26 protein-coding genes and 1 pseudogene are annotated in these 22,764 nt (G+C 41.0%); 3 read left to right on the top strand and 24 right to left on the bottom strand.

All coding sequences use genetic code 11. The features are described from left to right. Positions 1–61: 61 nt before the first annotated feature. From DXD06_RS14960 to DXD06_RS14970, 3 genes are all read right to left on the bottom strand, one after another. A complete protein-coding gene (locus DXD06_RS14960; RefSeq protein WP_117832861.1) occupies positions 62–775 on the bottom strand; it encodes a peptidoglycan recognition protein family protein in 714 nt (237 codons plus the stop codon). Between the two features lie 274 nt (positions 776–1,049). Beyond that, positions 1,050–1,229: a transposon-encoded TnpW family protein gene (locus DXD06_RS14965; RefSeq protein WP_055263562.1), complete on the bottom strand. Its 180-nt coding sequence runs from the start codon at positions 1,227–1,229 to the stop codon at positions 1,050–1,052. A 566-nt stretch (positions 1,230–1,795) separates the two neighbouring features. Beyond that, a complete protein-coding gene (locus DXD06_RS14970) occupies positions 1,796–2,560 on the bottom strand; it encodes a class I SAM-dependent methyltransferase (protein WP_023924069.1) in 765 nt (254 codons plus the stop codon). A gap of 339 nt (positions 2,561–2,899) precedes the next feature. Here DXD06_RS14970 and DXD06_RS14975 point away from each other — a divergent pair, with 339 nt between their 5' ends. Beyond that, positions 2,900–3,139 (top strand): DUF6061 family protein, encoded by a 240-nt coding sequence (locus DXD06_RS14975; RefSeq protein ID WP_003505342.1) that lies wholly within the window; start codon positions 2,900–2,902, stop codon positions 3,137–3,139. A gap of 208 nt (positions 3,140–3,347) precedes the next feature. Here DXD06_RS14975 and DXD06_RS14980 read toward each other — a convergent pair whose 3' ends face one another. From DXD06_RS14980 to DXD06_RS15035, 12 genes are all read right to left on the bottom strand, one after another. Continuing rightward, positions 3,348–4,589: an ABC transporter permease subunit gene (locus DXD06_RS14980; RefSeq protein WP_117832863.1), complete on the bottom strand. Its 1,242-nt coding sequence runs from the start codon at positions 4,587–4,589 to the stop codon at positions 3,348–3,350. Position 4,590: 1 nt separating this feature from the next. Beyond that, a complete protein-coding gene (locus tag DXD06_RS14985; RefSeq protein WP_117832865.1) occupies positions 4,591–5,478 on the bottom strand; it encodes an ABC transporter ATP-binding protein in 888 nt (295 codons plus the stop codon). Positions 5,479–5,618: 140 nt separating this feature from the next. Next, positions 5,619–6,683: a sensor histidine kinase gene (locus DXD06_RS14990; RefSeq protein ID WP_117832867.1), complete on the bottom strand. Its 1,065-nt coding sequence runs from the start codon at positions 6,681–6,683 to the stop codon at positions 5,619–5,621. 13 nt (positions 6,684–6,696) lie between these two features. Next, complete coding sequence (locus tag DXD06_RS14995) at positions 6,697–7,206, bottom strand: VanZ family protein (protein WP_015526351.1); 510 nt, start codon at positions 7,204–7,206, stop codon at positions 6,697–6,699. A 16-nt stretch (positions 7,207–7,222) separates the two neighbouring features. Next, complete coding sequence (vanR, locus tag DXD06_RS15000; RefSeq protein WP_003505360.1) at positions 7,223–7,918, bottom strand: VanR-ABDEGLN family response regulator transcription factor; 696 nt, start codon at positions 7,916–7,918, stop codon at positions 7,223–7,225. Positions 7,919–8,066: 148 nt separating this feature from the next. After that, positions 8,067–8,930 (bottom strand): nucleotidyl transferase AbiEii/AbiGii toxin family protein, encoded by an 864-nt coding sequence (locus DXD06_RS15005; RefSeq protein WP_003505363.1) that lies wholly within the window; start codon positions 8,928–8,930, stop codon positions 8,067–8,069. Continuing rightward, complete coding sequence (locus DXD06_RS15010) at positions 8,931–9,524, bottom strand: type IV toxin-antitoxin system AbiEi family antitoxin domain-containing protein (RefSeq protein ID WP_003505367.1); 594 nt, start codon at positions 9,522–9,524, stop codon at positions 8,931–8,933. It abuts the gene before it with no gap. An 88-nt stretch (positions 9,525–9,612) separates the two neighbouring features. Further along, positions 9,613–10,323 (bottom strand): DUF6040 family protein, encoded by a 711-nt coding sequence (locus tag DXD06_RS15015; RefSeq protein WP_117832869.1) that lies wholly within the window; start codon positions 10,321–10,323, stop codon positions 9,613–9,615. Next, positions 10,301–12,022: a MobA/MobL family protein gene (locus tag DXD06_RS15020; protein WP_117832872.1), complete on the bottom strand. Its 1,722-nt coding sequence runs from the start codon at positions 12,020–12,022 to the stop codon at positions 10,301–10,303. Before DXD06_RS15020 ends, DXD06_RS15015 begins: the two co-directional genes overlap by 23 nt. Then, complete coding sequence (locus DXD06_RS17600; protein WP_117832874.1) at positions 11,998–12,303, bottom strand: hypothetical protein; 306 nt, start codon at positions 12,301–12,303, stop codon at positions 11,998–12,000. Before DXD06_RS17600 ends, DXD06_RS15020 begins: the two co-directional genes overlap by 25 nt. Then, the gene (locus DXD06_RS15030) at positions 12,303–12,617 is read right to left on the bottom strand and encodes a hypothetical protein (protein WP_041254741.1); all 315 of its coding nucleotides are present in this window, start codon (positions 12,615–12,617) and stop codon (positions 12,303–12,305) included. The genes DXD06_RS17600 and DXD06_RS15030 overlap by 1 nt, the downstream gene beginning before the upstream one ends. Before the next feature lie 144 nt (positions 12,618–12,761). Then, complete coding sequence (locus DXD06_RS15035; RefSeq protein WP_003505382.1) at positions 12,762–12,992, bottom strand: helix-turn-helix domain-containing protein; 231 nt, start codon at positions 12,990–12,992, stop codon at positions 12,762–12,764. A gap of 174 nt (positions 12,993–13,166) precedes the next feature. Here DXD06_RS15035 and DXD06_RS15040 point away from each other — a divergent pair, with 174 nt between their 5' ends. Together DXD06_RS15040 and DXD06_RS15045 are read left to right on the top strand one after the other, a co-directional pair. Further along, positions 13,167–13,796, top strand: a complete 630-nt coding sequence (locus DXD06_RS15040) for a helix-turn-helix domain-containing protein (protein WP_015520978.1) — start codon at positions 13,167–13,169, stop codon at positions 13,794–13,796. Positions 13,797–13,956: 160 nt separating this feature from the next. Beyond that, a complete protein-coding gene (locus DXD06_RS15045) occupies positions 13,957–15,252 on the top strand; it encodes a tyrosine-type recombinase/integrase (protein ID WP_117832876.1) in 1,296 nt (431 codons plus the stop codon). Positions 15,253–15,393: 141 nt separating this feature from the next. Here DXD06_RS15045 and DXD06_RS15050 read toward each other — a convergent pair whose 3' ends face one another. The 9 genes and pseudogenes from DXD06_RS15050 to DXD06_RS15090 form a co-directional block, all read right to left on the bottom strand. Further along, complete coding sequence (locus DXD06_RS15050) at positions 15,394–15,726, bottom strand: DUF3784 domain-containing protein (RefSeq protein ID WP_109257666.1); 333 nt, start codon at positions 15,724–15,726, stop codon at positions 15,394–15,396. A 66-nt stretch (positions 15,727–15,792) separates the two neighbouring features. After that, positions 15,793–16,611 carry a nucleoside phosphorylase gene (locus tag DXD06_RS15055; RefSeq protein WP_330410251.1) on the bottom strand — a complete coding sequence of 273 codons (819 nt, stop codon included), beginning with the start codon at positions 16,609–16,611 and terminating at the stop codon, positions 15,793–15,795. 125 nt (positions 16,612–16,736) lie between these two features. Continuing rightward, positions 16,737–16,952 (bottom strand): annotated as a pseudogene (locus DXD06_RS18035) (hypothetical protein); the annotation flags it as partial. A gap of 201 nt (positions 16,953–17,153) precedes the next feature. Next, complete coding sequence (locus DXD06_RS15065) at positions 17,154–17,936, bottom strand: SGNH/GDSL hydrolase family protein (protein ID WP_055238832.1); 783 nt, start codon at positions 17,934–17,936, stop codon at positions 17,154–17,156. A gap of 2 nt (positions 17,937–17,938) precedes the next feature. Then, positions 17,939–19,378, bottom strand: coding sequence for an MFS transporter (locus DXD06_RS15070; protein WP_055263540.1), 1,440 nt, complete (start codon positions 19,376–19,378; stop codon positions 17,939–17,941). Then, positions 19,362–20,228: a TrmB family transcriptional regulator gene (locus DXD06_RS15075; RefSeq protein ID WP_055263538.1), complete on the bottom strand. Its 867-nt coding sequence runs from the start codon at positions 20,226–20,228 to the stop codon at positions 19,362–19,364. Before DXD06_RS15075 ends, DXD06_RS15070 begins: the two co-directional genes overlap by 17 nt. Before the next feature lie 491 nt (positions 20,229–20,719). Continuing rightward, positions 20,720–21,628 (bottom strand): radical SAM mobile pair protein B, encoded by a 909-nt coding sequence (locus tag DXD06_RS15080; RefSeq protein ID WP_117832878.1) that lies wholly within the window; start codon positions 21,626–21,628, stop codon positions 20,720–20,722. Beyond that, complete coding sequence (locus DXD06_RS15085) at positions 21,616–22,305, bottom strand: radical SAM mobile pair protein A (protein ID WP_117832880.1); 690 nt, start codon at positions 22,303–22,305, stop codon at positions 21,616–21,618. Before DXD06_RS15085 ends, DXD06_RS15080 begins: the two co-directional genes overlap by 13 nt. Continuing rightward, positions 22,302–22,739 carry a radical SAM mobile pair system MarR family transcriptional regulator gene (locus DXD06_RS15090; protein WP_117832882.1) on the bottom strand — a complete coding sequence of 146 codons (438 nt, stop codon included), beginning with the start codon at positions 22,737–22,739 and terminating at the stop codon, positions 22,302–22,304. Before DXD06_RS15090 ends, DXD06_RS15085 begins: the two co-directional genes overlap by 4 nt. Positions 22,740–22,764 lie beyond the last annotated feature (25 nt).

The following is a 22,764-nucleotide window of genomic DNA, read 5'->3' on the forward strand; positions in this document are numbered from 1 at the left end:
CTCCTCTGTTCCGTTAATTATTCAGAATACTTCCTATATTTAATTTATTGTAGATGATTTTTTATTCTTTGTCCACTCCATTTTTTTCGATGTAAGCCGCCAGATCATCATGAAAATCTTCCCATGCACTCTCATGTTCCACAAAATATTTCGGACAGTTTTTACCTGTCACATCATAATGCCGGATCACATCTTCAATTCCAAGATCATATCTTCCGATCAGCCAGGTTGTCAATTGGATCAATGACTGATACGTACTGTCATTGAATTTTCCGGTGTCATCCGGAATACAGCATTCGATTGCGATTGTATCACTGTTTCGGTTATTGGATGCATATGCGATTTCATTGCAGGGAATGCACTGTACAATTTCTCCATCCAGCCCGATCACGAAATGACTGCTTGCCTTGGTCTGGTGAGATTGTTCCAGCCCTGCGAAATAATTCCGGTTCTGGATGGCAGTCGTTCCCGGATTGGCCGTGTAATGAACGACAATTCCACGAACCTTTGTAAGTGCAAGCCCCGGACGGGAATATTCATTGACCGGAAGCAGTTCCACGTCTAATTCCGGTCTCTGGTCAACGTATTTTTTATCTGTAATATCCCAGCTGCTGTCAGACACCGTCTGTTGCGCCCGTTCCTGCTTCACTTTATGTATGATTCCCAGAATGGATCCAAGCAAAATTACGGCAATGAGAATCATTAAAATGCGCATCTGCAGCTGTTCTTTTCTTGTTCTTCGTTTTTTATATCTCTTTCGATAGGTTGAAGCCATAAATGCATATCTCCTGTATTATTTTTGCCCCTTTGTGGGGCTTATTTCTATCTTCTCACATATTGCGTATCTGTCAATGCTTTTTTCGATGCTGTGGATTTGTACAAGTGTTTTAGATATAAGTTTTCTCAAAATGACGGAAGAAGACGTATATTCTCTTTCTACAGAAAAATTTACAAAGAAAATTTGTATAAAAGATACCGTTAGGAAGCGTTTTGTCAATACAGAGAATGATAATTCATTAAAAAATGAGTTGTTTTTGTAGTGTACAGCCTTAGAAATTGCCTGCTGTCACTTCCTGACAGATTAAATTCTTCATTCTGTCCTCTATTGTTACCTTTTTTGCTTTGTTGAAGAACACCCCAACAAGGTAGGTAGTGTTTCCTATTCTCGCCTTGAAATTGCCACCATCAATATAATTTGCTTTATTTTCCGCTGTTTTCTCTTCCTGCATTCGTACCTCTCCTTTCCAAGATTCCCCCCACAAGGAAAAGGGTAACAAAAAAGGTAACATGACCGAAAAGACTTCTCAAATCACCGCTACCTATGCTTGCTATCCGTATTTTATTTATTTTTCTATTTTCTTGTTACTTTTGTTACCTACAAGAGAAAACCCAGTAAAATCAATACTTTCACTGGGTAACAGAACCAGTAACAAAAAGGTAACATCATCAATTCTGTTACTTGAATGGTATCTCTAATTCCAGTTGCTTCGGTACTGCCATAAAACCATCGCTATCCGCTTTGTCGGGGATTCCCTAAGAGAAACCGGCACGAACCCAGCCACGCTATTTGCCATAGACACCGAAATGCATGGCACCATCACTCATAATCCAGTCTGTTACCGAATTATACCCAGTACTTAGTGGCGAAACGCCACTAATTGGGCAATGGTTGCACCCTTGACCGGCTAAGGCGCTTCGCCCTTAACCCGAGCGGAGTCTTTCTCCTGCACCTTGCGTAAGGCTCTGCCTTTACAATCCAACAACCTGAAAGTTTCTTTTTCTTGATAAATGGGGATTAGTTTTCCTTTTTTCCAATCAGCAATAACCACCTATGGTCAAAGCATATTTGTCCCTCCTTGATATAGGGATTAAAACCTGTTTTATCTCCACCATTCAAATCGTATTCCATTTTATCAATAATATCTTTTTGAATATCCTCTGGTGTACTTGTCAAATCCATCCAACTTTGTAGATTTACAGGAACAAGTGTTGTTTCTTCAAGCTGAAGCTCAAAAGCATCCTCAAACAATGCTTCAAATTCTTCTCTGCTAAGTATTCTTGTATGTGAGTTATCACGCATCGTTTCAATAGCGTCATTAGTTTCACGCAATTCTTCTGTAGTCGCTACCATATCCCAAATAACAAGTTTTCCACCTTTTTTCAAAACTCGTTGCATCTCCCGAAAAGGCTTTTCAGGCTCAACAAAATGGTGCAATGAAAGTCTTGTAATCACAAGGTCAAATGTTTCATCTTCAAAAGGTAAGCATTCCGCATTCCCCGATACAAATGATATGTTCTGAATACCTTCTTGCTTTGCCAGTTTTTTTCCCTGCTCCAACATTGCTTCTGTCAAATCCAAACAAGTAATGTCCTTAACATAAGGAGCCACTGCTCTTCCACATATACAGGTTCCAGCAGCAACCTCCAATGCATGTTCATTACCCTTTGCCTGAATACTACGAATCAAATAATCGGTATATTCTGCCTTAGACATATGATATGAAGCAAATTTCTCTGCTTGTGTACCAAATGATTTTTTCACTTCATTATAGTTATTCATAAACTTTTACCTCGCTGTAAACTTCAAAGTTTCTGTTCCGTACAAACTTGAATTGAGATTTCATATATTCCAAGGGATTTAATAACTGTTATATTTTATTATCAAATATCTCTCAATCCCTTGAAAACACAAAGTTTATCGCAGGTGAGCTTTCCCTTATTGTTTCCCTTGCGTTATATCGTCCCACCAGTGTTTACGAACTCTGATAAGGGCAAAAACAAGGGCAAGAAAATTATATAAAACAGTATAACACAAAATAAAAGTGACATGGTGAACTGATTGAAATGCTTCTGATTTTTGCAACAAATGATTGATTTAACGATAAGGAGATTTGATACGATGAGAACAATATTTGCAGAATACAATCCCAAGCGCAACAGTATTGATGTTTACACCTCTGTTGGCTATATGCTCCGCATTGACTGTTGGGAAGCTGAAAAGAACTTAAAAACCACACCAGGATCAGACTGTGCATTAAACGCACTCGCCATTGATGAACCTCTTGAATATGCAAAATTATATCTTGATGGAAATTTGCAGATGTGGGTAGATGCGGAAGACTCATTAGATATTTTTTAATTTTTAAACAAATACAACAGTTTAAATCGCTATTAACCACAATATTTCCGGAAAATTCATCATAGGTTTGTGCAAATGCAAAGAAACGGCGGCTCTGAAAATCAAAGCCGCCGTTTCATAGGCGCGTGAAAATGTGTCTGCTCTGCGACGGCTTTTTTCTTTTGCCGTCGCGCTACAGATAACCTATTCGTTCTATTTTGAACTTCTTTTATGCTACCTGATGTCTGCAATAGGAATGCATCGCCAAAAATGTAAACACAAATAATTCAATTCCTGCCGAAATCAAAATAACATGCGGTGTCCAGAAACTCATTCCACCGATATTCAGATAATTGAAATCTGCAAGCTGAGAAAGGAAATTGTTCTGCATACCAATTCCGGCAGATGGAAGTATGGTAGAGAGCCATGTTGCTCCCATCGCCACATATGCAAAAAGCGGCATGAGAAGAACTACAATAGAGATCAGCAAAACTGTCAATGTGTCTTTACATTTTGCAGACAGGAACAACGTACAGCTAACCGTTGCTAATACAGAAAGTAAGCCCGCTGCTGCGAGAATTATCTGCAACTGCCCCAGATTGATGTTTGGCAGATTAATGATAGAGTATCGCATCTGAAACGATGTTTTTAAGCAATCCGTCCCGAACGCTGCATCTAAAATCAGAATGTGTACCGTGATCCCGACAAGGAAAGTAACAACGAAAAGTGTAAATGCCGCCAGAATTTTGGTAATTGCTAATTGTTTATGCCCGTATTTGGTGGTTCGCAGGATGCTGTCACCGCCCGTTTGATATTCTCCGGCGAAAGTAGGTGCTGCGATTGCCACACACAAAATAGCAAGGAACAAAATATAAAACTCAATATAATCAAATGCATCTTTAGAAATTCCAGAATGAAGATAAAATGGCGTATCAAGTTCTGAATATTTTTCAAGAGCTTTCTGCTGTGCGGTTTCGTTTTCTCTTTGCTCATTCCGCATGACATCCTGTAAATGTTCTGCGCACTTTTCATAATAGGCTCCGTCAATGTCATTCGGGTCAATATCCATTAAATCAGCACCAATGCCTGTTAATGGATCAGCAAACGCTTCGGACAGACCCATCAGCAAGTGACGGAACGGGACGATTTTTTCAATAAATACAGCCAGAGGAAAGCCCTCTTCCTCGACTGGCCCATATTCTCGAACGCAGCTTTGATAAGTTTCCAAAGCCGATTTGATCCTATCCGGGGTCACTTCACCAGCGGATGTTTTATATAAATCTTGTTTGTACTTGATAGCTGCCAAGCCATCTAATTCTGTAACCGTGCCATCTTCGTTTGGACGATTAATACCCTCAAATGAAATAGGCAGGTATGCCATGGCTACGGAAAGCAAAAGTGCGATTGCAAGTAAAATCAGGGTGCGCCGTGACTTCAAAATACGTTTTAGTTCAAGTCTAAAGAGCCGCATATTATCTGTCCTCCTTTTCCAAGTCTGTCTGCGGGAACAACCACAGATACAAATCTTCCAATCGTGGCTCCGTTGTAACAGACCCATCAATTTCCGAATGTTCGGACAGATAACGAATAGAAACCTGATTGTGATCTTCGCCTCGCTGATTGATAATGCGCAGCCGCATTTCACATTCCGGCAGCTTTGAGGTCGGAATTATGCAATTCCAAACCTTGCCCTCAATCCGCTTGACAAGTTCTGCGGTAGTTCCTACGTCAACAATTTCTCCGGCTTTCATAATGGCGTTGCGCGTAGAAATATATTCTATGTCAGATACGATATGGGTGGAAATCAACACGATTCGATCATGCGAAAACTCGGAAATGAAATTCCGCAGACGCACGCGCTCTCCGGGATCAAGTCCTGCTGTCGGTTCGTCCATGACAAGTATCTCCGGGTCGTTCAACATAGCCTGCGCAATACCAACACGACGCTTCATGCCGCCTGACAGATTGGAGATTTTTTTCTTTTTCACATCGGAGAGCGAAAGGATGTCCAACAAATGATTGATCTTTGGGGTGGTTGCCCTTGTAGGAATATCTTTCAGCGCAGCCATATACTCCAAATAATCTTTGACCGTAAAATCCCGGTGATACCCAAAATCCTGCGGTAGAAAGCCAAACTTGCTTCGGTAGACTTCACCTAACTCTCGAATGTCTTTTCCGTCATAGTAAACCGCTCCGTTGGTTGGTGTCATAATATCAGCAATCATGCGCATGAGCGTGGTTTTCCCTGCACCATTCGCTCCCAAAAGTCCCCAAATGCCTGGAGTCAACGTCAGATTGACGTCATTTACTGCTGTTTTGTCTTTGAACTGCTTGCTTAAATGCTCTATTTTCAGTTCCATGCTTACACTCCTTTCTTTTGCTTCAGCTGAACAATAAAAAGCCCTTGTTCGATAATCATTGTACCGAACAAGGGCTTTTCAATCTCAAAAATCAAACGCTTAAATTCCTAAGGTATTCCTAAGACCGCACTCTTATTTTCCTAAGCAGAGATGGGTAATGTAATCACAAAATCTATGGTTTCGTTTTGACTGGATGCAGTAATCGTTCCGCCGTGTAAATGTATAATTTCTTCCGAAATAGAAAGACCAAGTCCCGCGCCGCCTGTATTGGAAAGCCGAGCATCATCCAACCGATTAAATTTCTCAAATATACTGTTAAGCTGTTCCTGTGGAATTGTTTTTCCACGATTTTCAAAAGTAATCTGAACATCATGTTCTAACCGTTTGGCGGATATAGTGATCTCTGTCTGCGGGTAGCTATATGACGCTGCATTTCGTAAAAGGTTACTGAAAACTCTCGCCAGCTTTTCGGGATCAGCGTTCACAGATAAGTTGTCCTCCGCAGTAAATACCGCCGTGTTGCCATTTGCAGAGAGTGTCGGGTATATTTCATCTATTACCTGCGCAATCAAACAATGTAAATCTATATTTTCTTTTTTGATAATGACCGTATGTGCATTGTACTTGGTAATTTCAAAAAGTTCATTGATAAGTCTTTCAAGGCGCTCTGCTTTGTCTAACGCGACCTTTACATACTTTTCCTTTTGCTGCTCAGGCATGTCAGGGGCTTCATGGAGCAGGCTCAAATAGCCGATCACTGTTGTCAGAGGTGTGCGTATATCATGTGCCAAGTACATAACAATTTCATTTTTCTTTTCTTCTGCCTGCTTTGCAGCCTGCTTGCTTAACAGAACAGACATTTTGATCTGATTAAGCTGTTCCTCCAGTTCTTTCAGCGGATCAGACAACGATACGGTATGACTGTTCTGCTCATAGACCGTTTGGGTTGCGTTAATTACTTCATCCAGATAGTCCCACGGCTTTTTCCAATAGTAATTGAAAATACATACAAAGCCAATCATCAGATACAAAATAAAAAGCAGATCGAGCCGCCAGTAGAGCCATGCAAAAATACCGTTGTCAAATTTTGAAAAGATGTAGTCCAACATAAGGGTCAAACCATATCCAACAACGGTATAAACCAGCAATGATAGGTATAAGCGCACTTTAAGGCGCTTTTCTGTTGTCATTTCTTTCTTCGACATGAGAATACACCTCCTACCGATTAGCAAACAGAAGAAAGCCAAGCAGACCAATCACGACAACACTTACTATGCCTGCCAGAATGGAAAACAGTCTGTTTGCTTTTATTCTATTTCCGATTAACCGGGCTGCCATCGAATATACAGCAAGCCCCAAAAGACCACCTGCCGTATTTGTAAGTACATCAGTAATATCAGAACGTCCGACTGCTAAGATATACTGCATAGTTTCCAATAAAAAACTTGTTCCAGCAATCAGCATGAACTTCACATATAATTTTGTTCTTGGCAGAAGCATTTGAAGATAAATGCCCATAGGAACAAAAATCAAGAAATTTTCGAGTACCTCTGTTAAGTGAAATGCTGCGCCAACTTCTTTGTCATAGTGAAAAGGAATAAGGTTTATACTCCTTACTTTATCCAGATCACTGATTGAAAACTGTAGTTTGAACAGTATGATCCAAACCAGAAGTGCCAGATAAATTAAGAATAAAATAGTTGCCAAACAATTTGATTTTCTCTTCATAGTGTTCTCCTTTCGCTTAAATTTTGTAGCCGACACCCCAAATCGTTTTAATATACTGCGGAGTATCGGAAGTATCGTTCAGTTTCTCGCGCAGATGCCGGATATGCACAGTAATTGTGCTGCTGTTTTTAGAGTAGTATTCATCTTTCCAAACCGCATGAAACAGTTCCTCAATGCTTACAACATTTCCAGCACTTGACAAAAGGACGTGGAGAATAGAAAATTCTGTCGGGGTTAGAGAAACAGGTTCCCCGTCTAACAGACATTCATGGGTCTGCACATTCAAGCACAATTTGTTATAGGAAAGTTCCGATGGAATTTTCTCTGTGATGATACCTGGTGAATATTTCTTGTAACGTCTTAACTGCGCTTTCACTCTGGCAACTACTTCAAGTGGGCGAAAGGGTTTTGTCACATAATCGTCCGCTCCCAATGTCAGCCCCGTTATTTTATCCGTTTCCTCAATTTTAGCCGTTAGCATTATGATTGGATAAGTGTATTTCTTTCGGATAAGCTGGCAAAGTGAAAAGCCGTTCATATCCGGGAGCATAATATCCAGAATGGCAAGATCAATGTCGCCGCTTTCAATACACGACATGGCATCCGTTGCGCAGTAAAATTTATAAACGACGTAATTTTCGTTTTTCAAGTAGACCTCCAACAGATCCGCTATATCTTGCTCGTCATCTATAATCAATATCTTTTCAGACATATTTTCAACTCCTTTGCTCATATTTCCAATTAAGTATAGCAAATACAACATCTAAATTCACAATGGATTGCCTGAGAAATTATTAAGATTTTCCTAACTTTCGAATTTAGGCAACTCAAAATGCTAACGTAAATTACATATCAGTTTTTTATGTGTCATACATATTCTCCAATATACTTCCATATAATGCACAGATTGACTTCACAATTGCATGCCATGAAATATCAGCAGCATAAGAATAATTTTTTTGATATGTTTTCCATAAGGTCTCCATAACCGGACTTGATTCAATTTCATCAAATATTTCTCTTATATCCTCAGCTTCTATCAGGTCTAATGTTCCCCTTTTTTTGGCTGTAGCCACAAGTGCAGTCCATAAAACTTGTTTTTGGAGTTGTTCTCCATACAACTTTTGTAAAATATAAATATCATAAAAATCTCTCATTCGTGTATTTGTAACGTTTCGACTAACAACAGTTTCCAATTTTTCAGCCAATACCGTTTCCAGATTATATGCCCATACCTCAATAGTGCGGTCTTCAAGCATAAGATTAAATTTGTACTTGATTTCTCTTGGTGTAATTACATCCCCTGTAGAAATATCAATCTTTAATGGTGTGATTACACCATCAAATTTCGTTTCCATGCTTACACGAACACCAGGATAATCTGCTTCTTCCATGATTTCCGATATCCGTTTGACCCGAAATGAAACACCATCGTCCAGTGGAATTGATATAATTTGGGATATAATCATTTCTACATCCTCCACACTAACATTAGTGCCTTTTATGGTAGCATCCAGATCCATAGTAGCTCTGGCATCCAGACCAACCATTGCCGCCACAAGCATTCCACCTTTTAATATAAACTGGTTTTTATACTCTGATAAAGAAATTCGTTCTAAAAAACGTTCCATCATATAATTCCGCATCAAAATCTGTGCATCTGCGGATTTTTTCTTTGACATATTACGAATTAAATCCTTTAATTGTCTTGCCGTTGTTATCATCTAAAGTAACACCTCCAAATATGGTCTAAGTATGTTTTCAACATGAAACATAGCTGCGTATTTCATAAGCATCCGTAAGTTTTTATCCTTACGTTTTGCATATTGTTTCAATGCGTCTTGAAAGACCTGCATTTCAACATTTTTTCTGCTACGAAGCAGATCACAAATTGTTCTCTCCATGTCATAAACGGGAACGGAATGTCCGAATGATGTCTGCATAGCTATGATTCCTATTTCATGTAAATCCTTTTTTACTGTGTACACTTGAAAACCGTCTTCCTGCAAACGACTTGGATTATATCCAGTTCTTACTGTTATGGTGTATTTCAAAGGCTCTCTGTCCGTTAAATCATGAAAAAACAATGCAGTTTCATGAGAAAATACAGCTTGACCACAACGTAAATGCAAAAGGTACATTGCATCTGTCCACGTATCCGGCGATACATACACACCATGAGCAGCTTGTTCTAATCCTCGTTCCTTCACATATGCATAAAACACAGACTTACTAATTCCATTATTTAGAACTTGAAATGTCTGAATTGTCCCTCCACATTCACGCAACAACAAATCTAATTTTTCAAACTGAGTCATATGTTTTCTCCTTTCGTGCTAATATGATAATATATATTAGCACGAAAGTAAAGACATATAGTACCAATAAAATATCGGTATTTTTGTTTTAATGATATCCCCTTGTTTCTCTCCATCCCTTTACATACCACCTGATTCCAACATATACCAGTTGCACGAATAATAAGAGAAATAGCAGATTGATTGGCAATGTTGTCTTTATCCACTTCCCAAAGTAGATAGCTGTTGCCATGCTTATAAGTATTACCATTATGGTAATCATGTCCCAACAGCACTTCTTATATAGCCCAGTAATCTTTATTTCGATGAATGCCAAAAGTATTCCCACACCCACCAGACATCCACCGGAAATCAGTATTCTTATCATCCAGTATATAATTCCGGCAACGACAGGATTGGATATTCCATTGCTAACCTGTGCCACATTCTTCCCTGCCAGTATAGTCAATCCTGCAATGTTCTGTATAAAAGTGGCGATTGTATCAAAGAATACCACGCAATCAGAAATAAATATTTTTGACCGTATCATCTGAAAAAGAGTAGTTGATACGGAATACCATATCAGCAGAAACATCAATGCTTCATATATAGCTGTTTTTGCTTTATATCTGCCTGCCAGTTTTTCTCTCTGTGTATCATACCTTTCCTTCGCTTTCAGATAAGCTGTCTGTTTACAATTCCCGCACTTTTGATAGAGCACCGGCTTTTCAACCGGTATTTCTACTTTTTTCTGATGGGAGAGTGCATAATCCCGTTCCTGTTCTGCCTGTCTCTGCTTATCTCGACATTCCTCTATCATGGCTTGGGCGGTGTGCGTTTTCTTTTTCTCGCTCTGCAACAATTCTTTTGTTTTCCTCAAGTCGTTCTTTAAGGCTTGAATGTTCCCTGCTCTGTTCTCGCTGTTTAACCTCTCGTTCAAGGTCAGCGATTCGTCGAGCTGCACTTTCAGTTCCTCGATAGTCCGGTCTTTCTGGTCGAGTTCTTCCTGCATCTGCTCCGTCAGCAGTAGCAATTCTTCCAGTTGATCGTCGCTCTTTGAGTTTTCGTATTCTGTCATCTATATCCCTCGCTTTATCTATCTGCTGTTCAATGTCAGCAATTCGTTGTTCTGTTTCTGTAATAATCGGTTCTCGCTGTTTAATTTCTGTACTAATTCCTGCCATTGCTGATTCTCGTCTGTAAGTTGCTGTATCTGGTCTGTCTTTTCTTCCAGAAGCATCAGCAGTTCTTCTGTATCCGGCAAGATTTGAAGCAGTTCTGATAATTCGCTCTCTAATTGCTGCAATCGTTCTTCCTGCTCCTGAAAGCACATCAGCTTCTCGTCCTTTACCTGTATCTCCTGAAGCATCTCTGCCATGATATTCTGCTGTTCCTCTATCTGTGTAATCATTGCTTCCATCATGGGAATTACTTCTTTGCTTTCTGCTAATGTCATTCAACCACTCCTTCCATATTGACAATGCACCGGATACCTTACCAAAGGTTGCAATTACCTTTTGCAGCAGTGCATTTTGTTTTTTAATCATCTGGTTTTCCTCTACCTTCCATGAACCTTTCCTTATCTGTCCGGTGAGATATTTTTCCTCAATCTTTCTTGCATCCGCACCCTCATGAATCGTAGGGACTTTTAATTTGCCCTGTCTTTCATAAGAGCGGTGGTCAATCTGATTGTCTATGGATAAATGTCGGTTACACATCCTTGCCCATTCGCTTCGCCATAACTCACAATTCTTTGGATTGTTCCATCCGGTAGCATCGGTCAGAACCCGTTTCCATTGTTTTCTGTTTCTTGCCCCGACTTTCTGTACTCCGTTTTCATCAAGTACCGGAATACGGATTCCATGCCGGTCAGGATTTTTCTTATCCTGCCACCAGTCCGGGTGGGATTCATCAACTACGATATTTCCGTCAGTATCTCTGACAAAATCCCATTCCTTAACTTCTTTGCTGCCCCATGAATGGTCTGGATTGAACGGTCGCATGGTTACAAGTAAATGCACATGCGGGTTTCCATCATTCTTATCGTGTATGCTCCAGTCGGCACACATTCCCTTATCCACGAAAGTCTTTTGAATATATTCCGTTGTATAATCAATCTGTTTCTGTCTGCTCCATTCTTTCGGCAGGGAAAATTCAAATGAGCGTCCAAGCTGTGCATCTGCATTTTTTTCTATCTTCAATACCTCATTCCATAGCCGCTGTTTCTGAAATGTGATTTTAAACTTTTCCAGTGCGGCATCTTTATCATCCGCTCTTTTATAACGGATAGACAGTTGAAACCTTTTTATATTTTCTTCCGGTACATGCAGCCATTCAGGAGGTGCATTTTCGCACATCATCAGGCTGGTGTAGACGCCTTCCTTTTTGGAAGTATAGTAGCTGATCCTGCCTGTTTCCTCATTCTTCATCACATCTCCGTTAAGATATGCAGATGCGGATATGACAGATTTTCCTTTACTGCGTCCAACAATCTTTACTGTAAAATGAAATATCGCCATGTTATGATTCCCCCTTTCTGCCGTATCCGGCATTGATTTCCGACAGCATCTTCTTCTGGTTTGGCAGGAGTGAAGCTGTCAGAACACCCTCTGTGCAAGAGTGTCCCCTGCGGCATGAGCAGGTCTGGCTGAAAGCCCCGCCGACGGAACGAGCCCGGCAAGCGTAAGCGCAGACCGGTTGCCACTTGTGGCAAACTTATAAGGACGACCTCTGGTTGTCCATAAGTGAGCCCTTCATTCAAAGGCAATGAAGGGAATGGAAAACCCACTCCCTCCGCCATTACACTTCCTCCATGTCTGTAACTAATTCTTTCTGCATCGCTTTTGAGAAAAACTTCCCGTTTGTTTCCTGCCTTTTTAAGAAGCCTATCAACTTTGGTAAATCTTCCTCCTCAATCGGACAGCCAAGAACTGATTCCACCGCTCCTCCAATCTGACAGAGCCTGTGGGTTCGTTTTTTACTTTCTTCCGCTTTCTTTCTCTTTTCCAGTTCCTTCCGCTGTGCTATGAGCTTTTTTGTAGCTTCAATGCTTTCCTGTTCCTTTTTCTCTAATGCACGTATTCTTTCTTCATAAGTCTTTGTTGATTTCGCCATATCGTCTTCATCCTTTCTTTTTCCGGTAAACAACAGTTCCCGGTTGCATATCAGGAGAAGCACATGGTATAATCCTCTTGCGTGTAGGTATATCATGGCTTCGGCCTGATAGAACCTTTGGCGGTTTCGTAAGAAGCCGCCTTTTTAAGTTGCCACATTTCTTGTGACAGCTTTTACATTCCCTTTATCCCTCAGATCTCGCCCCTCGTTGGCTTCCATGAACTTTTCCAGAATGTCAGTTTTAATAAGGACTTTTCTTCCGACCTTTAATACCGGAAGCTTCTTCCATTCAACCAGCTTTCTCAAAGTGTTTCTGCCAATTCCTGTATAGTCGGCTGCTTCCTCGATGGATAATGCAATCTTTCTTTCCGTCATCTTGTCACCTCCTAGTAAATTGCATTATGCAACTTTTATTGTGCTGTTAGTATAACGGTTTTATATCGTGTTGTCAAGCATTATGAAATTTTAAAAATAATTATTATATTGCGTATTGCAATTATGTGAGGTACATGCTATAATTCATACATACCGAAAAAGGAGGCAATCAGCATGAAAGATAAAGAACTACGCAAGCTGATAGGCAGCAGGGCAAAACAGCGTCGTCTGGAATTAAATCTGACACAGCCTTATGTTGCAGAGAAGATGGGAGTTACAGCTTCCACAATCCTGCGTTATGAGAATGGTTCGATTGACAATACCAAAAAGATGGTGCTGGAAGGTCTTTCGGAAGCACTTCATGTATCTATTGAATGGCTCAGAGGTGAAACCGATGAATACGAAACCGATATTACGGATAAGAAAGAATTACAGATTCGTGATGCAATGGGCGATATTCTCAAACAGCTACCTCTCGACCTTAGTAAAAAGGAAGATGCTTTTTCAAAAGATTTACTGCTGTTAATGTTAAAGCAATATAACCTGTTTCTGGAATCATTCCAGTTTGCCTGCAAGAATTACAAGGGCAGCACGAATGAATCGGATATTGCAAAGGTAATGGGGTTTGAATCGAATGATGAATATAACGAGATTATGTTTCTCCGGGAGATCACCCATACTGTTAATGCCTTTAATGACATGGCAGATATTGTAAGGCTCTATTCCAAGAAACCGGAAATGGCAGAACAAAGGCTTGAAAATCTTTTATCAGAAGTTTTGTATGAGGATTCCGATTCGGTATAGAACGACAACCGGAGTTATGATACAATGAGCACGAGCGAGTCAGGCTGTTTACAGATTTGACGAGCGGCGAATTGGCTTATGGACTTGTCCATAAGATGCCTACACGCAAGAAGCATTTCATCAGTTCCGATTGTCTGATATCGAAAGGAGACACACGATTATGGCAAAAGGATCTGTAAGAAAAAAAGGAAAGAAATGGTACTACCGCTTCTATGTAGAAGATGCAAGCGGCAATCTGGTTCAGAAAGAATACGCTGGAACAGAAAGCAAAAGTGAAACGGAAAAACTGCTCCGTCAGGCAATGGACGATTACGAAAGCAAGAAATTCATTGCAAAGTCGGAAAATATTACAGTTGGAGAATTACTTGATATATGGGCAGAGGAAGAATTAAAGACCGGTACTCTCAGTAATGGGACAGTCCAGAATTACCTTGGTGCTATTACCAACATCAAGAAGCATCCAATTTCAGAGAGAAAGTTGAAAAATGTAACATCTGAGCATTTACAAGCCTTCTTCGATCTGCTTTCCTTTGGTGGCACTTATCCAGATGGTTCAGAAAGAAAAAGTTACAGCAAAGATTACATTCGTTCTTTCTCGGCAGTATTACAGCAGTCATTCCGGTTTGCAGTATCACCAAAGCAATATATCACTTTCAATCCGATGCAGTATATTAAGCTGAAATACCAGACGGATGAGGTTGACCTGTTTTCTGATGATGACATGGATGGCGATATACAGCCAATTCCACGAGAGGATTATGAAAGACTGATTGAATTTCTACAGGATTACAATCCACCGGCAATACTTCCAATCCAGATAGCTTATTATGCAGGACTTCGTATCGGTGAAGCCTGTGGTCTGGCATGGCAGGATGTAAATCTTGAAGAACAGTGCCTTACAATCAGACGCAGTATCCGATATGATGGTTCAAGGCACAAGAATATCATCGGACCAACCAAACGAAAAAAGGTAAGGATTGTTGATTTTGGAGATACACTGGCAGAGATTCTTCGCAATGCCCGAAAGGAACAGCTTAAAAACCGAATGCAGTACGGAGAACTTTACCACAAAAACTACTACAGAGAAGTAAAAGACAAAAACAGAGTTTACTATGAGTTCTATCATCTGGACGGAACAGAGAATGTTCCAGAAGATTATAAGGAAATATCCTTTGTCTGCTTAAGACCGGATGGAAGTTTGGAACTGCCAAGCACGTTAGGAATTGTTTGCAGGAAGATTGCTCAGAAACTGGATGGATTTGAAGGATTTCATTTTCACCAGTTGCGACACACCTACACAAGCAACCTTCTGGCAAATGGAGCAGCACCAAAGGATGTGCAGGAACTGTTAGGGCACTCAGATGTCAGTACCACCATGAATGTCTATGCACACTCTACAAGAAAAGCCAAGCGGGAATCTGCAAGGTTACTTGATAAAGTGGCAGGCAATGACTAAATAAAACTTTCCCTTATTTCCCTTACGATTATCTCATAAGGGCAAAAATAAGGGAAAATACATATCGTTTCGCTAATGCACAGGCTGGAAAGCCTGTAAAATAGGGAAAGTTAGAAATATATTTCGGCAAACAGGAATTTGTCACCTTCTACATATTGTATTTCCCAAGACAATAATTATCACTACATCAGCTAAAATAATACCCAATGCAATATACACAAAGAATGCCGGTAAAATATTTTCAAACACTCCCATAATTAATAGAAGAATTGCTATAACAGACATTCCAATTCCCATTGTTCTGCATAGTTTTTTTTCATTATATTTTGCCTTTTCTTCTTTTGAAGCTGTATTATATCCGGAAATTAACCAACTTCCATGTCCAGAAATCAAAACTATGGAAAGTACAGCAAGTATTATAAAGCCAACATATACTCCCCAGTCTGGTCCAGTTGATAAGTCTGCCAGTTTCATTTGTATAACACCTCCCACGAAATACCGATTTTCTTAATTCTACAAACTGAAATTTTGCACTCTGTTTTACAATTTCGTAACTGCATCGAGACACAGTGTAAGAGCATATTCATATGCATTACCGCCCCAATTTCGCTCATCGTATTTGTCAACATCTGCGAGACTATCTGCCGTATAAAGTATCATTCCCCAAATTGCTCCTCTGAAATTAGCACATGCAGAAAGAGCAGAACATTCCATTTCTACAACTGCACAGCCTTCACTTTTTCGATAAGCCACTTTTTCTTTGGTTTCACGATAAAATCCATCCGTTGACCAGGTAATAACCTCTTGATATTTCATACAATGTCTACGAATAGTGTCTTCGATGGCTTTTCTTGCCTTTTCACTTATTTCCATAAATCGTGAAGGTGGAGCATAGTGATAGGATGTTCCCTCATCACGCAGAGCCTTACTGGGAACAAGGAATGTGCTTTCAGGGAATTTTTCGAGAGCACCACAACTGCCTGCCGAGATAATCTCACGAACACCATATCCAATCAACCAATCCAGTAGTTGTGTCGCTGGTGCAGCCCCAACCGGAGCTTGGCAAAGTACGATTTCCTCACCTTGATACTTTGTAATGTAAATTGGATAATACTTTGTGGCACTCACAAAAGTGGACACCTGTTTGGTATTGGTCTTATTAGCATATTCATCTATGTACGCACCAAGAAAAGCAAACACACATTTCTTCGGAAGTTTCAAACCAAGGTTTTCATGAGTCGGATTAAGAACTGCCAACTGTTCTGTGTCAAACTCTAAAATTGGTAATTCATTTTTTACAATAGACATAATTAAACTTCCTCTTAAATTCCAAGTTTTTAAATTCTTTCTATGTTCCATCTTCTTGCCCTTCGGACAAGAAGCATCCCTCGCTCTAAAGAGCTCGGTCAATTCCGATTTGTAAGTTTCTTTAATCTCGCATAGACACAGTATAACACAGCTCCTGTATCTATGCGATCTCTTTTTTATTGTTTTTGCCGATAAGAACTCATCTTCTCCACAGTTACCTCCGGATAGAAGTAAGTAAGAATCGTCGCTTTCGGAACTCCTGCAGCAAGAGCCATCTTAAGCTCTTCCTTCTGCTCAGGTGTATATGACCAGTGAAGCATTCGATTTGTAATGGTATCTTCCCACTTAGGCTTTTCCCTCTCAGAATTCCTTACAGGCTTAGCACCAGTACTTTCCCTACCTATGTGGACTTTAACTTTTCATTTCAGCTAAATTATCATACAAATCGCATTTTCTTTGTCAATCATAACAGAAAGGACGAATGCTCAAATACATTCGTCCCCAAAACGGTTATATATTTAGTATAAATTGTTGTAAACTTGCAATGAAAACATCTACAAGTTTAGTTAATTGTGCATTTCAGCAAATACATACTATTTGTAATCTTTGTTTTTGAGCGACGTACCGACAAACGGTATCGTTGCAAATTCCCGAGGGTTACTACGTATAACGTAATCGATATAATTAGCCACCATCAATGCGTAAGCATAGTACCCCATCGGGTTCGGATGGAAGCCCAGCCCGAACGATTTACGCATTTCGGCATCGTATACTGGCGCATGCGCAGTCATATCCAGCAAGTATGTAAAGTCAAACATATCGCACAATTTGGCAAGTTCGCTTGCGATATAGCGAATATCTTTATCGCAGGCTTCACCGCGAAGTTGCGGAGTAACGACAAAAATACGCGCATTTGGCTCGATCGTTTTAAGTTTGCAAACGATTTTGCCCATATTGCCGAAAAACGTATCGGCGTTATCCTGCGGACATTCTGCGTTAACGTCCTTGACGCTTCCCAACGGATGTCCGCAGACAAACGAATCGTTGTTGCCCAGCGCAATGATATACGCTTGATTCCATTGCCAAAATCCGTTTGCATCCGCCCAACTTTGCATATACTCGCGCGCGGTCATTCCGCCGCGAGAATAATTGTTGTACTTCGTCCCCGTAATGCGCTCCAAAACAGCGGGCCACGAATACTCGTACATATCGGTATAAACTATGCTGCCGTTTTCGTCGTGGCTTTCGAACTCACCCGACGCCAAAGAATCCCCTATCACTCCTATTTGTTTGAATATGCCTGCAAAACCGCATGTTTCCTTGATAATATCCAACGGCTGTTCGTTTGCGCCGAGTTCAAACCATTTGTTATCCATTTTTATTCACCCTCCTGTGTTTCTTCTTTAATTTTTTTAGGCTTATCCCATTCCGTACCCGTTACCTTTTTAAGATCCAGTCCGCGAGTTTCGCCGACAAACAGCCACATTATTACGATTGCGCCCACAAGCCCCGGCACAGTCAAACCCAAGTACATATAGCCAAACATCTTTTCGGGAATGACAGGAAGCAGTATCATAGAGATAACCGTTGCAAGTCCACCCATAACTCCGTTAAGCAACGTGTTGATTACAGTTACGGACGAACGCAAGTTTGTAGGAGAAGACTCGGAGAACATTATTCCGCCGATAGTATCGCCCGCGCCCCAGTAACTGCCCATAAATCCGCCGATTGCAAAGCCTGTCAAATACGGAGTCCACTTGAACATACCGCTTAAAATAAACAGCAAATAGCACGCCAACGCTGAACAAGACATCGCAATTATAGTTATTTTGCGCCCGAATTTGTCCGACACAAAACCCGATATCAACGTAAACAGCGCGTTGCCTACGGGATACAAGAATAGAGCAAGAGTTATTTCTTCTTCCGTCATCAAAGCAGACTTTGCCATAACCGTACTGTACGTTGCCGTACCTAACGAAGCAAGATAGAAACAACAGCAGGCAATGATCAAAAAGCGTAATTGCCTGTGTCTGAATGCGAATTTTACAGCGGTCAGAATTCCGCCTTGAGCGTTTTGCTCGCACTCTTCCTTACTGCGTTGTTTGCGTTCTTCGATAGGAGTTTTTAAGTACTCTATTCTTTTTGTTAAAAACGCGTTTGTTTCCTTTGCAAAAAGCAACGCGAATAACGCCATTACAAAACCGATAATTGCCGGAACTAAATATACAACGTGCCAACGCTCGCTTACATTTTGCATAAGCGTAGCCCTAAGCAACGGAACAAGCAACGTACCCAGTATCGCCACCGCTTTTACGATTGCGTAGTTACGGGCGCGGGACTTTTCGTCGGAGCATTCCAGTATGTACACACATTGCATATCGTGCGACACCATAAAACTCATCAACGTGCCTCCTATCATGTAAACGTATATATCCTTAGATAAATACACAAGGAACAGCCCTAACCCCATACATAACGTGTTAATAACCAAAAACGGCTTACGCCCGAATTTGTCCGCAAGGGGACGGTAGAAAATAATAAGCACCGTTACCGGATAGGAAATAAAACCTATGGCGGAAAAGAGCGATAATCCCGCGCCGTATTCCATACCCATATTTTTTACGAAGAATTCCGTAACTATATTCGCCTGAAACTGAATGGATATAGTAGATGCCATTTCGTCCGTTATGTAGATGAGCGACAAAATCATAAACAAGTAAATCATATAAAACTTGTTGCGTCTTGCGCCCAACTGCTTTTCGCGGCGGATAAGTTCTTTGGCTTCGCGCGCCTGTAATCGTTCAACATTTTTTGCCATTTTGAGTTTTCTCCTTTTGAAAATTGTATACAAGAAAATTCTTGGTCATCTCGTCGGTAATGCCGTAGCGCTCCGCCAAATTGTGTATGGCTTGCAAAAAATCCGCACCGGAGCAACCCTTGGACAACAGGTTTTCTTTTTCGATAAGTTTATTCCAAAAAACATTCAAAACTATTTCGTCGGTGGCAAGAGAAACAACCGAATGATTGCGCGTATGCACGTAAACATTGCGATCGCCCTCTTCGCCGACTAAGCACTCTCCGCCGTCGATTATGATTGTTGTTCTGCGGTAGGGAAACAGAGTTGAAACGTCGTTGATATTGTACGAATACACCGTTGCGCCGGCGACCGAAATACTTTCGAAGGTAAAAATATACACCTTTACTCCACGGGATATTGCGTTTTCGATATTACTACGCAGCACCTCGAACGACTCCTGCCAAATGGACAGCGAAATTTCCGCTTGCGCGCTGTCGATAAGTTCCTTTGCCTTGGCAACGTATTTTTCTTCGCCCACTATATTCATTACATAATCGACGTCGACATTTTCCGTTGCGAGTTGTTGAAGTTCGCGTTCGGCGCAGGCAATATTCTTTTCGTTTTCTTCCTTAATGCTGCGGATAAGATCTTGATACTCGATAGGCTTGTAAAAATTAGGTTCTCCGTCTATACGGATGACCGCGCCTTTTGCAATCAAACGATTGATGACTTCATAAACCAACGAACGCGCAACGCCGGACAATTTGGCGATTTCGTAGCCGTTTAGCACTTTGTGTTTTATCAACGTGCCGTATACTTTTGCCTCGTTAGATGAAAAACCGAGTTTTTCCAAAAATTCAAAACTATTCATAGTAGTTATCCCCCACACCACTATTGTAATGCAAATCTTTCCGTTGTCAATTTCTTTTTAAAATATTTGATATTAAATTTGCTTTTTTTCGTCAATACAGACTATCGTCAAAGTACAGTTCGTTGTATAAATCGCCGTCTTTCCTATCGAAACGTTCTTGCTGCTCGGATGTAAAAGATACTTTTAACGTTTCTGGTTTACGCAACGTAAAATTGCCGATATCGCGTCTGCGCGTACGATTGATTATATGGGCAAATGTTATGAAGGCTTTCTACGTCTCCTATGGAATATATACATTCCTCTCTGTCCTTGTTATTTGTTACTATATGATTATCAGGCAATGCCTGTTGCAATGATTAATCGGGCTTTCCCCGATGCGTTGTGCCTTCAACCACCTCCTTTTATGGCATGAAAAAAGCACCTTAACCTGTTGTGGCTAAAGTGCTGTATACGTTTGTTATTAAATTGTTGTGAGTCAGATAAACTTGAAGTTAGCGATTTCTTTTTCCGGTATTCTCTGTCCCACGGATTTCCTCATGATAGAAATAATCTACGATCACCGGATGCCCCTGCGGGACTCTGCCATAAGGCATTTCATTATCCACAAAGGCACAATCATACTTCTTAGCCATTTTCTCAGCTTTTACTTCAAGTGTTTCAAAGTAGCTGCGGTTATGCTTGTTATAGATCTCGTCGTAAAGTGGTACAAGATCAGGATATTTTCCGGCGATATAATCCATAATTGTCTTTTTGAAACCGCCTCGAAGATTGAGATTTTCGAGCCAAAACAGATCGCACTGATTCTTTACCCGCTCAAAGATTGCTTCAAAATCCGTGATACCGGGGAATACCGGGGATACGAAACAGACTGTACGGATACCTGCCTCATATACCTGCTTCATAGCAGCGATACGGTGCTCAATGCTCGAAGCAGAATCCATATCGTTCTTGAAATTTTCATCTAGTGTGTTGATCGACCATGAAACGGTTACACGTCCAAGCTTCTTCAACAGATCAATATCCCGTACCACAAGATCCGACTTTGTGCAGATCAGAATATCTGCGTCACTGCCGATCAGCTGCTCCAGAAGTTTTCTGGTATTCCCGAATTGCTCCTCCTGTGGATTGTAGCCATCTGTCACAGAACCGATGACCACCCGCTGTCCGGCATATTTCTTCGGATTTTTAATTTCCGGCCAATGCTTCACATCAAGGAAAGTGCCCCATTCCTCCTTGTGTCCGGTAAAGCGCTTCATAAAAGAAGCATAGCAATACTTGCAGGCATGTGTACAGCCCACATAGGGATTGACCGAGTAACCGCCTACCGGCAGACTAGACTTAGTCATGATGTTCTTTGTTTCCACCTCACGAATGAGGATTCCATTCATTACTTCTTCCATGATTTCTGTACCTCTAACACTTTATTAAATTCTTCCGGCATTTCCTGAATCATATTTTCATCCCCTATGATAGGGACAAGGTCTTCCTTCATAAACACCGGAATGCCGAGCTTATGTGCCTGATCCGCCAGAGACCATGCCCATTCCGGCTCCGTATGAATCTTCCTGCTCTGAGCTCCGGTCATGGTGCCGACAACGATCCAATTGATTCCGGAAAGGTCAACTGTGCCGGGATCGTCGAATAACGGCTCAAAGGTAACATGGTAATGTTTTGCTCTGACGTTTTTCCGAAGGGCGTCGATACGCCACCGTTCTGCTTTCCTCGTCACCGTAACGCCAAACCATGCGTTTTTCAGATCGGTATCAAAATCCAGCAAATCAGGTCGCTTGGTAAGGAACAGGAACTGATGCTGTGGATTTTCACGGATCTTTTCAAATACCTCGTCTCTCCATTCCGGCTTCCATCCGGAGAGATCGCTCATGCCGGTAAGAAAAAAGTTCTGCGGACGTTTCTTTTCCATCATCTTGAGCTTACCCGGAAAGAATTCAGGGGCAACGAAGTCATCAATCATATGCCAGCGTTTCACGTTGTTGCGGGCATAACAATATGCACACCCCACTGTGCAGCCAATGACGATATTCATGTTCTGAATCTGATCTTTGATACAAATACTCATGACTTCTGCCACTCCTCAAGATTCTTTCTGATGCGGTCGAGGCATTCCTCAAACCGGGTAATTTCTTCCTCCGAAAAACCTTTGTAGTAAATACTGCCCATCTCATCAGATACAGAATCGTACTCGTCCTTTAAGGCATGTGCTTTCTCAGTCAGAAACAGGAGTGTTTTCCTTTTGTCCGTTTTAGACTGAACACGGCTTATCAGCCCTTGATTTTCCATTCTTTCCAGCATCGTAGTAAGAGATGTTATCGCTAATCCGCATTTAGTCGAGAGTGACTTGATTGAGATACCATCCTCCTGCCACAGCACATAAAGAATACGTCCCTGAGCTCCATTAAACGCATCAATATTCTTTTCACTGAGAATCTTCTCGAAAATCCGGTCTCCAAGCTGTTTTATTTTGGTGACAAGAAATCCTCCATTCATTTCCATACAAAAGCTCCTATATAGTAGTTTA

Origin of the sequence: Roseburia sp. TF10-5, from assembly GCF_003462365.1 — a bacterium.
Lineage (GTDB): Bacteria > Bacillota > Clostridia > Lachnospirales > Lachnospiraceae > Roseburia > Roseburia faecis.

Excerpts from the sequence above, each read along its gene's own strand:
- DXD06_RS14960 (WP_117832861.1), bottom strand. The coding sequence starts at position 775 with ATGGCTTCAACCTATCGAAAGAGATATAAAAAACGAAGAACAAGAAAA.
- DXD06_RS14965 (WP_055263562.1), bottom strand. The coding sequence starts at position 1,229 with ATGCAGGAAGAGAAAACAGCGGAAAATAAAGCAAATTATATTGATGGT.
- DXD06_RS14970 (WP_023924069.1), bottom strand. The coding sequence starts at position 2,560 with ATGAATAACTATAATGAAGTGAAAAAATCATTTGGTACACAAGCAGAG.
- DXD06_RS14975 (WP_003505342.1), top strand. The coding sequence starts at position 2,900 with ATGAGAACAATATTTGCAGAATACAATCCCAAGCGCAACAGTATTGAT.
- DXD06_RS14980 (WP_117832863.1), bottom strand. The coding sequence starts at position 4,589 with ATGCGGCTCTTTAGACTTGAACTAAAACGTATTTTGAAGTCACGGCGC.
- DXD06_RS14985 (WP_117832865.1), bottom strand. The coding sequence starts at position 5,478 with ATGGAACTGAAAATAGAGCATTTAAGCAAGCAGTTCAAAGACAAAACA.
- DXD06_RS14990 (WP_117832867.1), bottom strand. The coding sequence starts at position 6,683 with ATGTCGAAGAAAGAAATGACAACAGAAAAGCGCCTTAAAGTGCGCTTA.
- DXD06_RS14995 (WP_015526351.1), bottom strand. The coding sequence starts at position 7,206 with ATGAAGAGAAAATCAAATTGTTTGGCAACTATTTTATTCTTAATTTAT.
- vanR (WP_003505360.1), bottom strand. The coding sequence starts at position 7,918 with ATGTCTGAAAAGATATTGATTATAGATGACGAGCAAGATATAGCGGAT.
- DXD06_RS15005 (WP_003505363.1), bottom strand. The coding sequence starts at position 8,930 with ATGATAACAACGGCAAGACAATTAAAGGATTTAATTCGTAATATGTCA.
- DXD06_RS15010 (WP_003505367.1), bottom strand. The coding sequence starts at position 9,524 with ATGACTCAGTTTGAAAAATTAGATTTGTTGTTGCGTGAATGTGGAGGG.
- DXD06_RS15015 (WP_117832869.1), bottom strand. The coding sequence starts at position 10,323 with ATGATAGAGGAATGTCGAGATAAGCAGAGACAGGCAGAACAGGAACGG.
- DXD06_RS15020 (WP_117832872.1), bottom strand. The coding sequence starts at position 12,022 with ATGGCGATATTTCATTTTACAGTAAAGATTGTTGGACGCAGTAAAGGA.
- DXD06_RS17600 (WP_117832874.1), bottom strand. The coding sequence starts at position 12,303 with ATGGCGGAGGGAGTGGGTTTTCCATTCCCTTCATTGCCTTTGAATGAA.
- DXD06_RS15030 (WP_041254741.1), bottom strand. The coding sequence starts at position 12,617 with ATGGCGAAATCAACAAAGACTTATGAAGAAAGAATACGTGCATTAGAG.
- DXD06_RS15035 (WP_003505382.1), bottom strand. The coding sequence starts at position 12,992 with ATGACGGAAAGAAAGATTGCATTATCCATCGAGGAAGCAGCCGACTAT.
- DXD06_RS15040 (WP_015520978.1), top strand. The coding sequence starts at position 13,167 with ATGAAAGATAAAGAACTACGCAAGCTGATAGGCAGCAGGGCAAAACAG.
- DXD06_RS15045 (WP_117832876.1), top strand. The coding sequence starts at position 13,957 with ATGGCAAAAGGATCTGTAAGAAAAAAAGGAAAGAAATGGTACTACCGC.
- DXD06_RS15050 (WP_109257666.1), bottom strand. The coding sequence starts at position 15,726 with ATGAAACTGGCAGACTTATCAACTGGACCAGACTGGGGAGTATATGTT.
- DXD06_RS15055 (WP_330410251.1), bottom strand. The coding sequence starts at position 16,611 with ATGGAACATAGAAAGAATTTAAAAACTTGGAATTTAAGAGGAAGTTTA.
- DXD06_RS15065 (WP_055238832.1), bottom strand. The coding sequence starts at position 17,936 with ATGGATAACAAATGGTTTGAACTCGGCGCAAACGAACAGCCGTTGGAT.
- DXD06_RS15070 (WP_055263540.1), bottom strand. The coding sequence starts at position 19,378 with ATGGCAAAAAATGTTGAACGATTACAGGCGCGCGAAGCCAAAGAACTT.
- DXD06_RS15075 (WP_055263538.1), bottom strand. The coding sequence starts at position 20,228 with ATGAATAGTTTTGAATTTTTGGAAAAACTCGGTTTTTCATCTAACGAG.
- DXD06_RS15080 (WP_117832878.1), bottom strand. The coding sequence starts at position 21,628 with ATGGAAGAAGTAATGAATGGAATCCTCATTCGTGAGGTGGAAACAAAG.
- DXD06_RS15085 (WP_117832880.1), bottom strand. The coding sequence starts at position 22,305 with ATGAGTATTTGTATCAAAGATCAGATTCAGAACATGAATATCGTCATT.
- DXD06_RS15090 (WP_117832882.1), bottom strand. The coding sequence starts at position 22,739 with ATGGAAATGAATGGAGGATTTCTTGTCACCAAAATAAAACAGCTTGGA.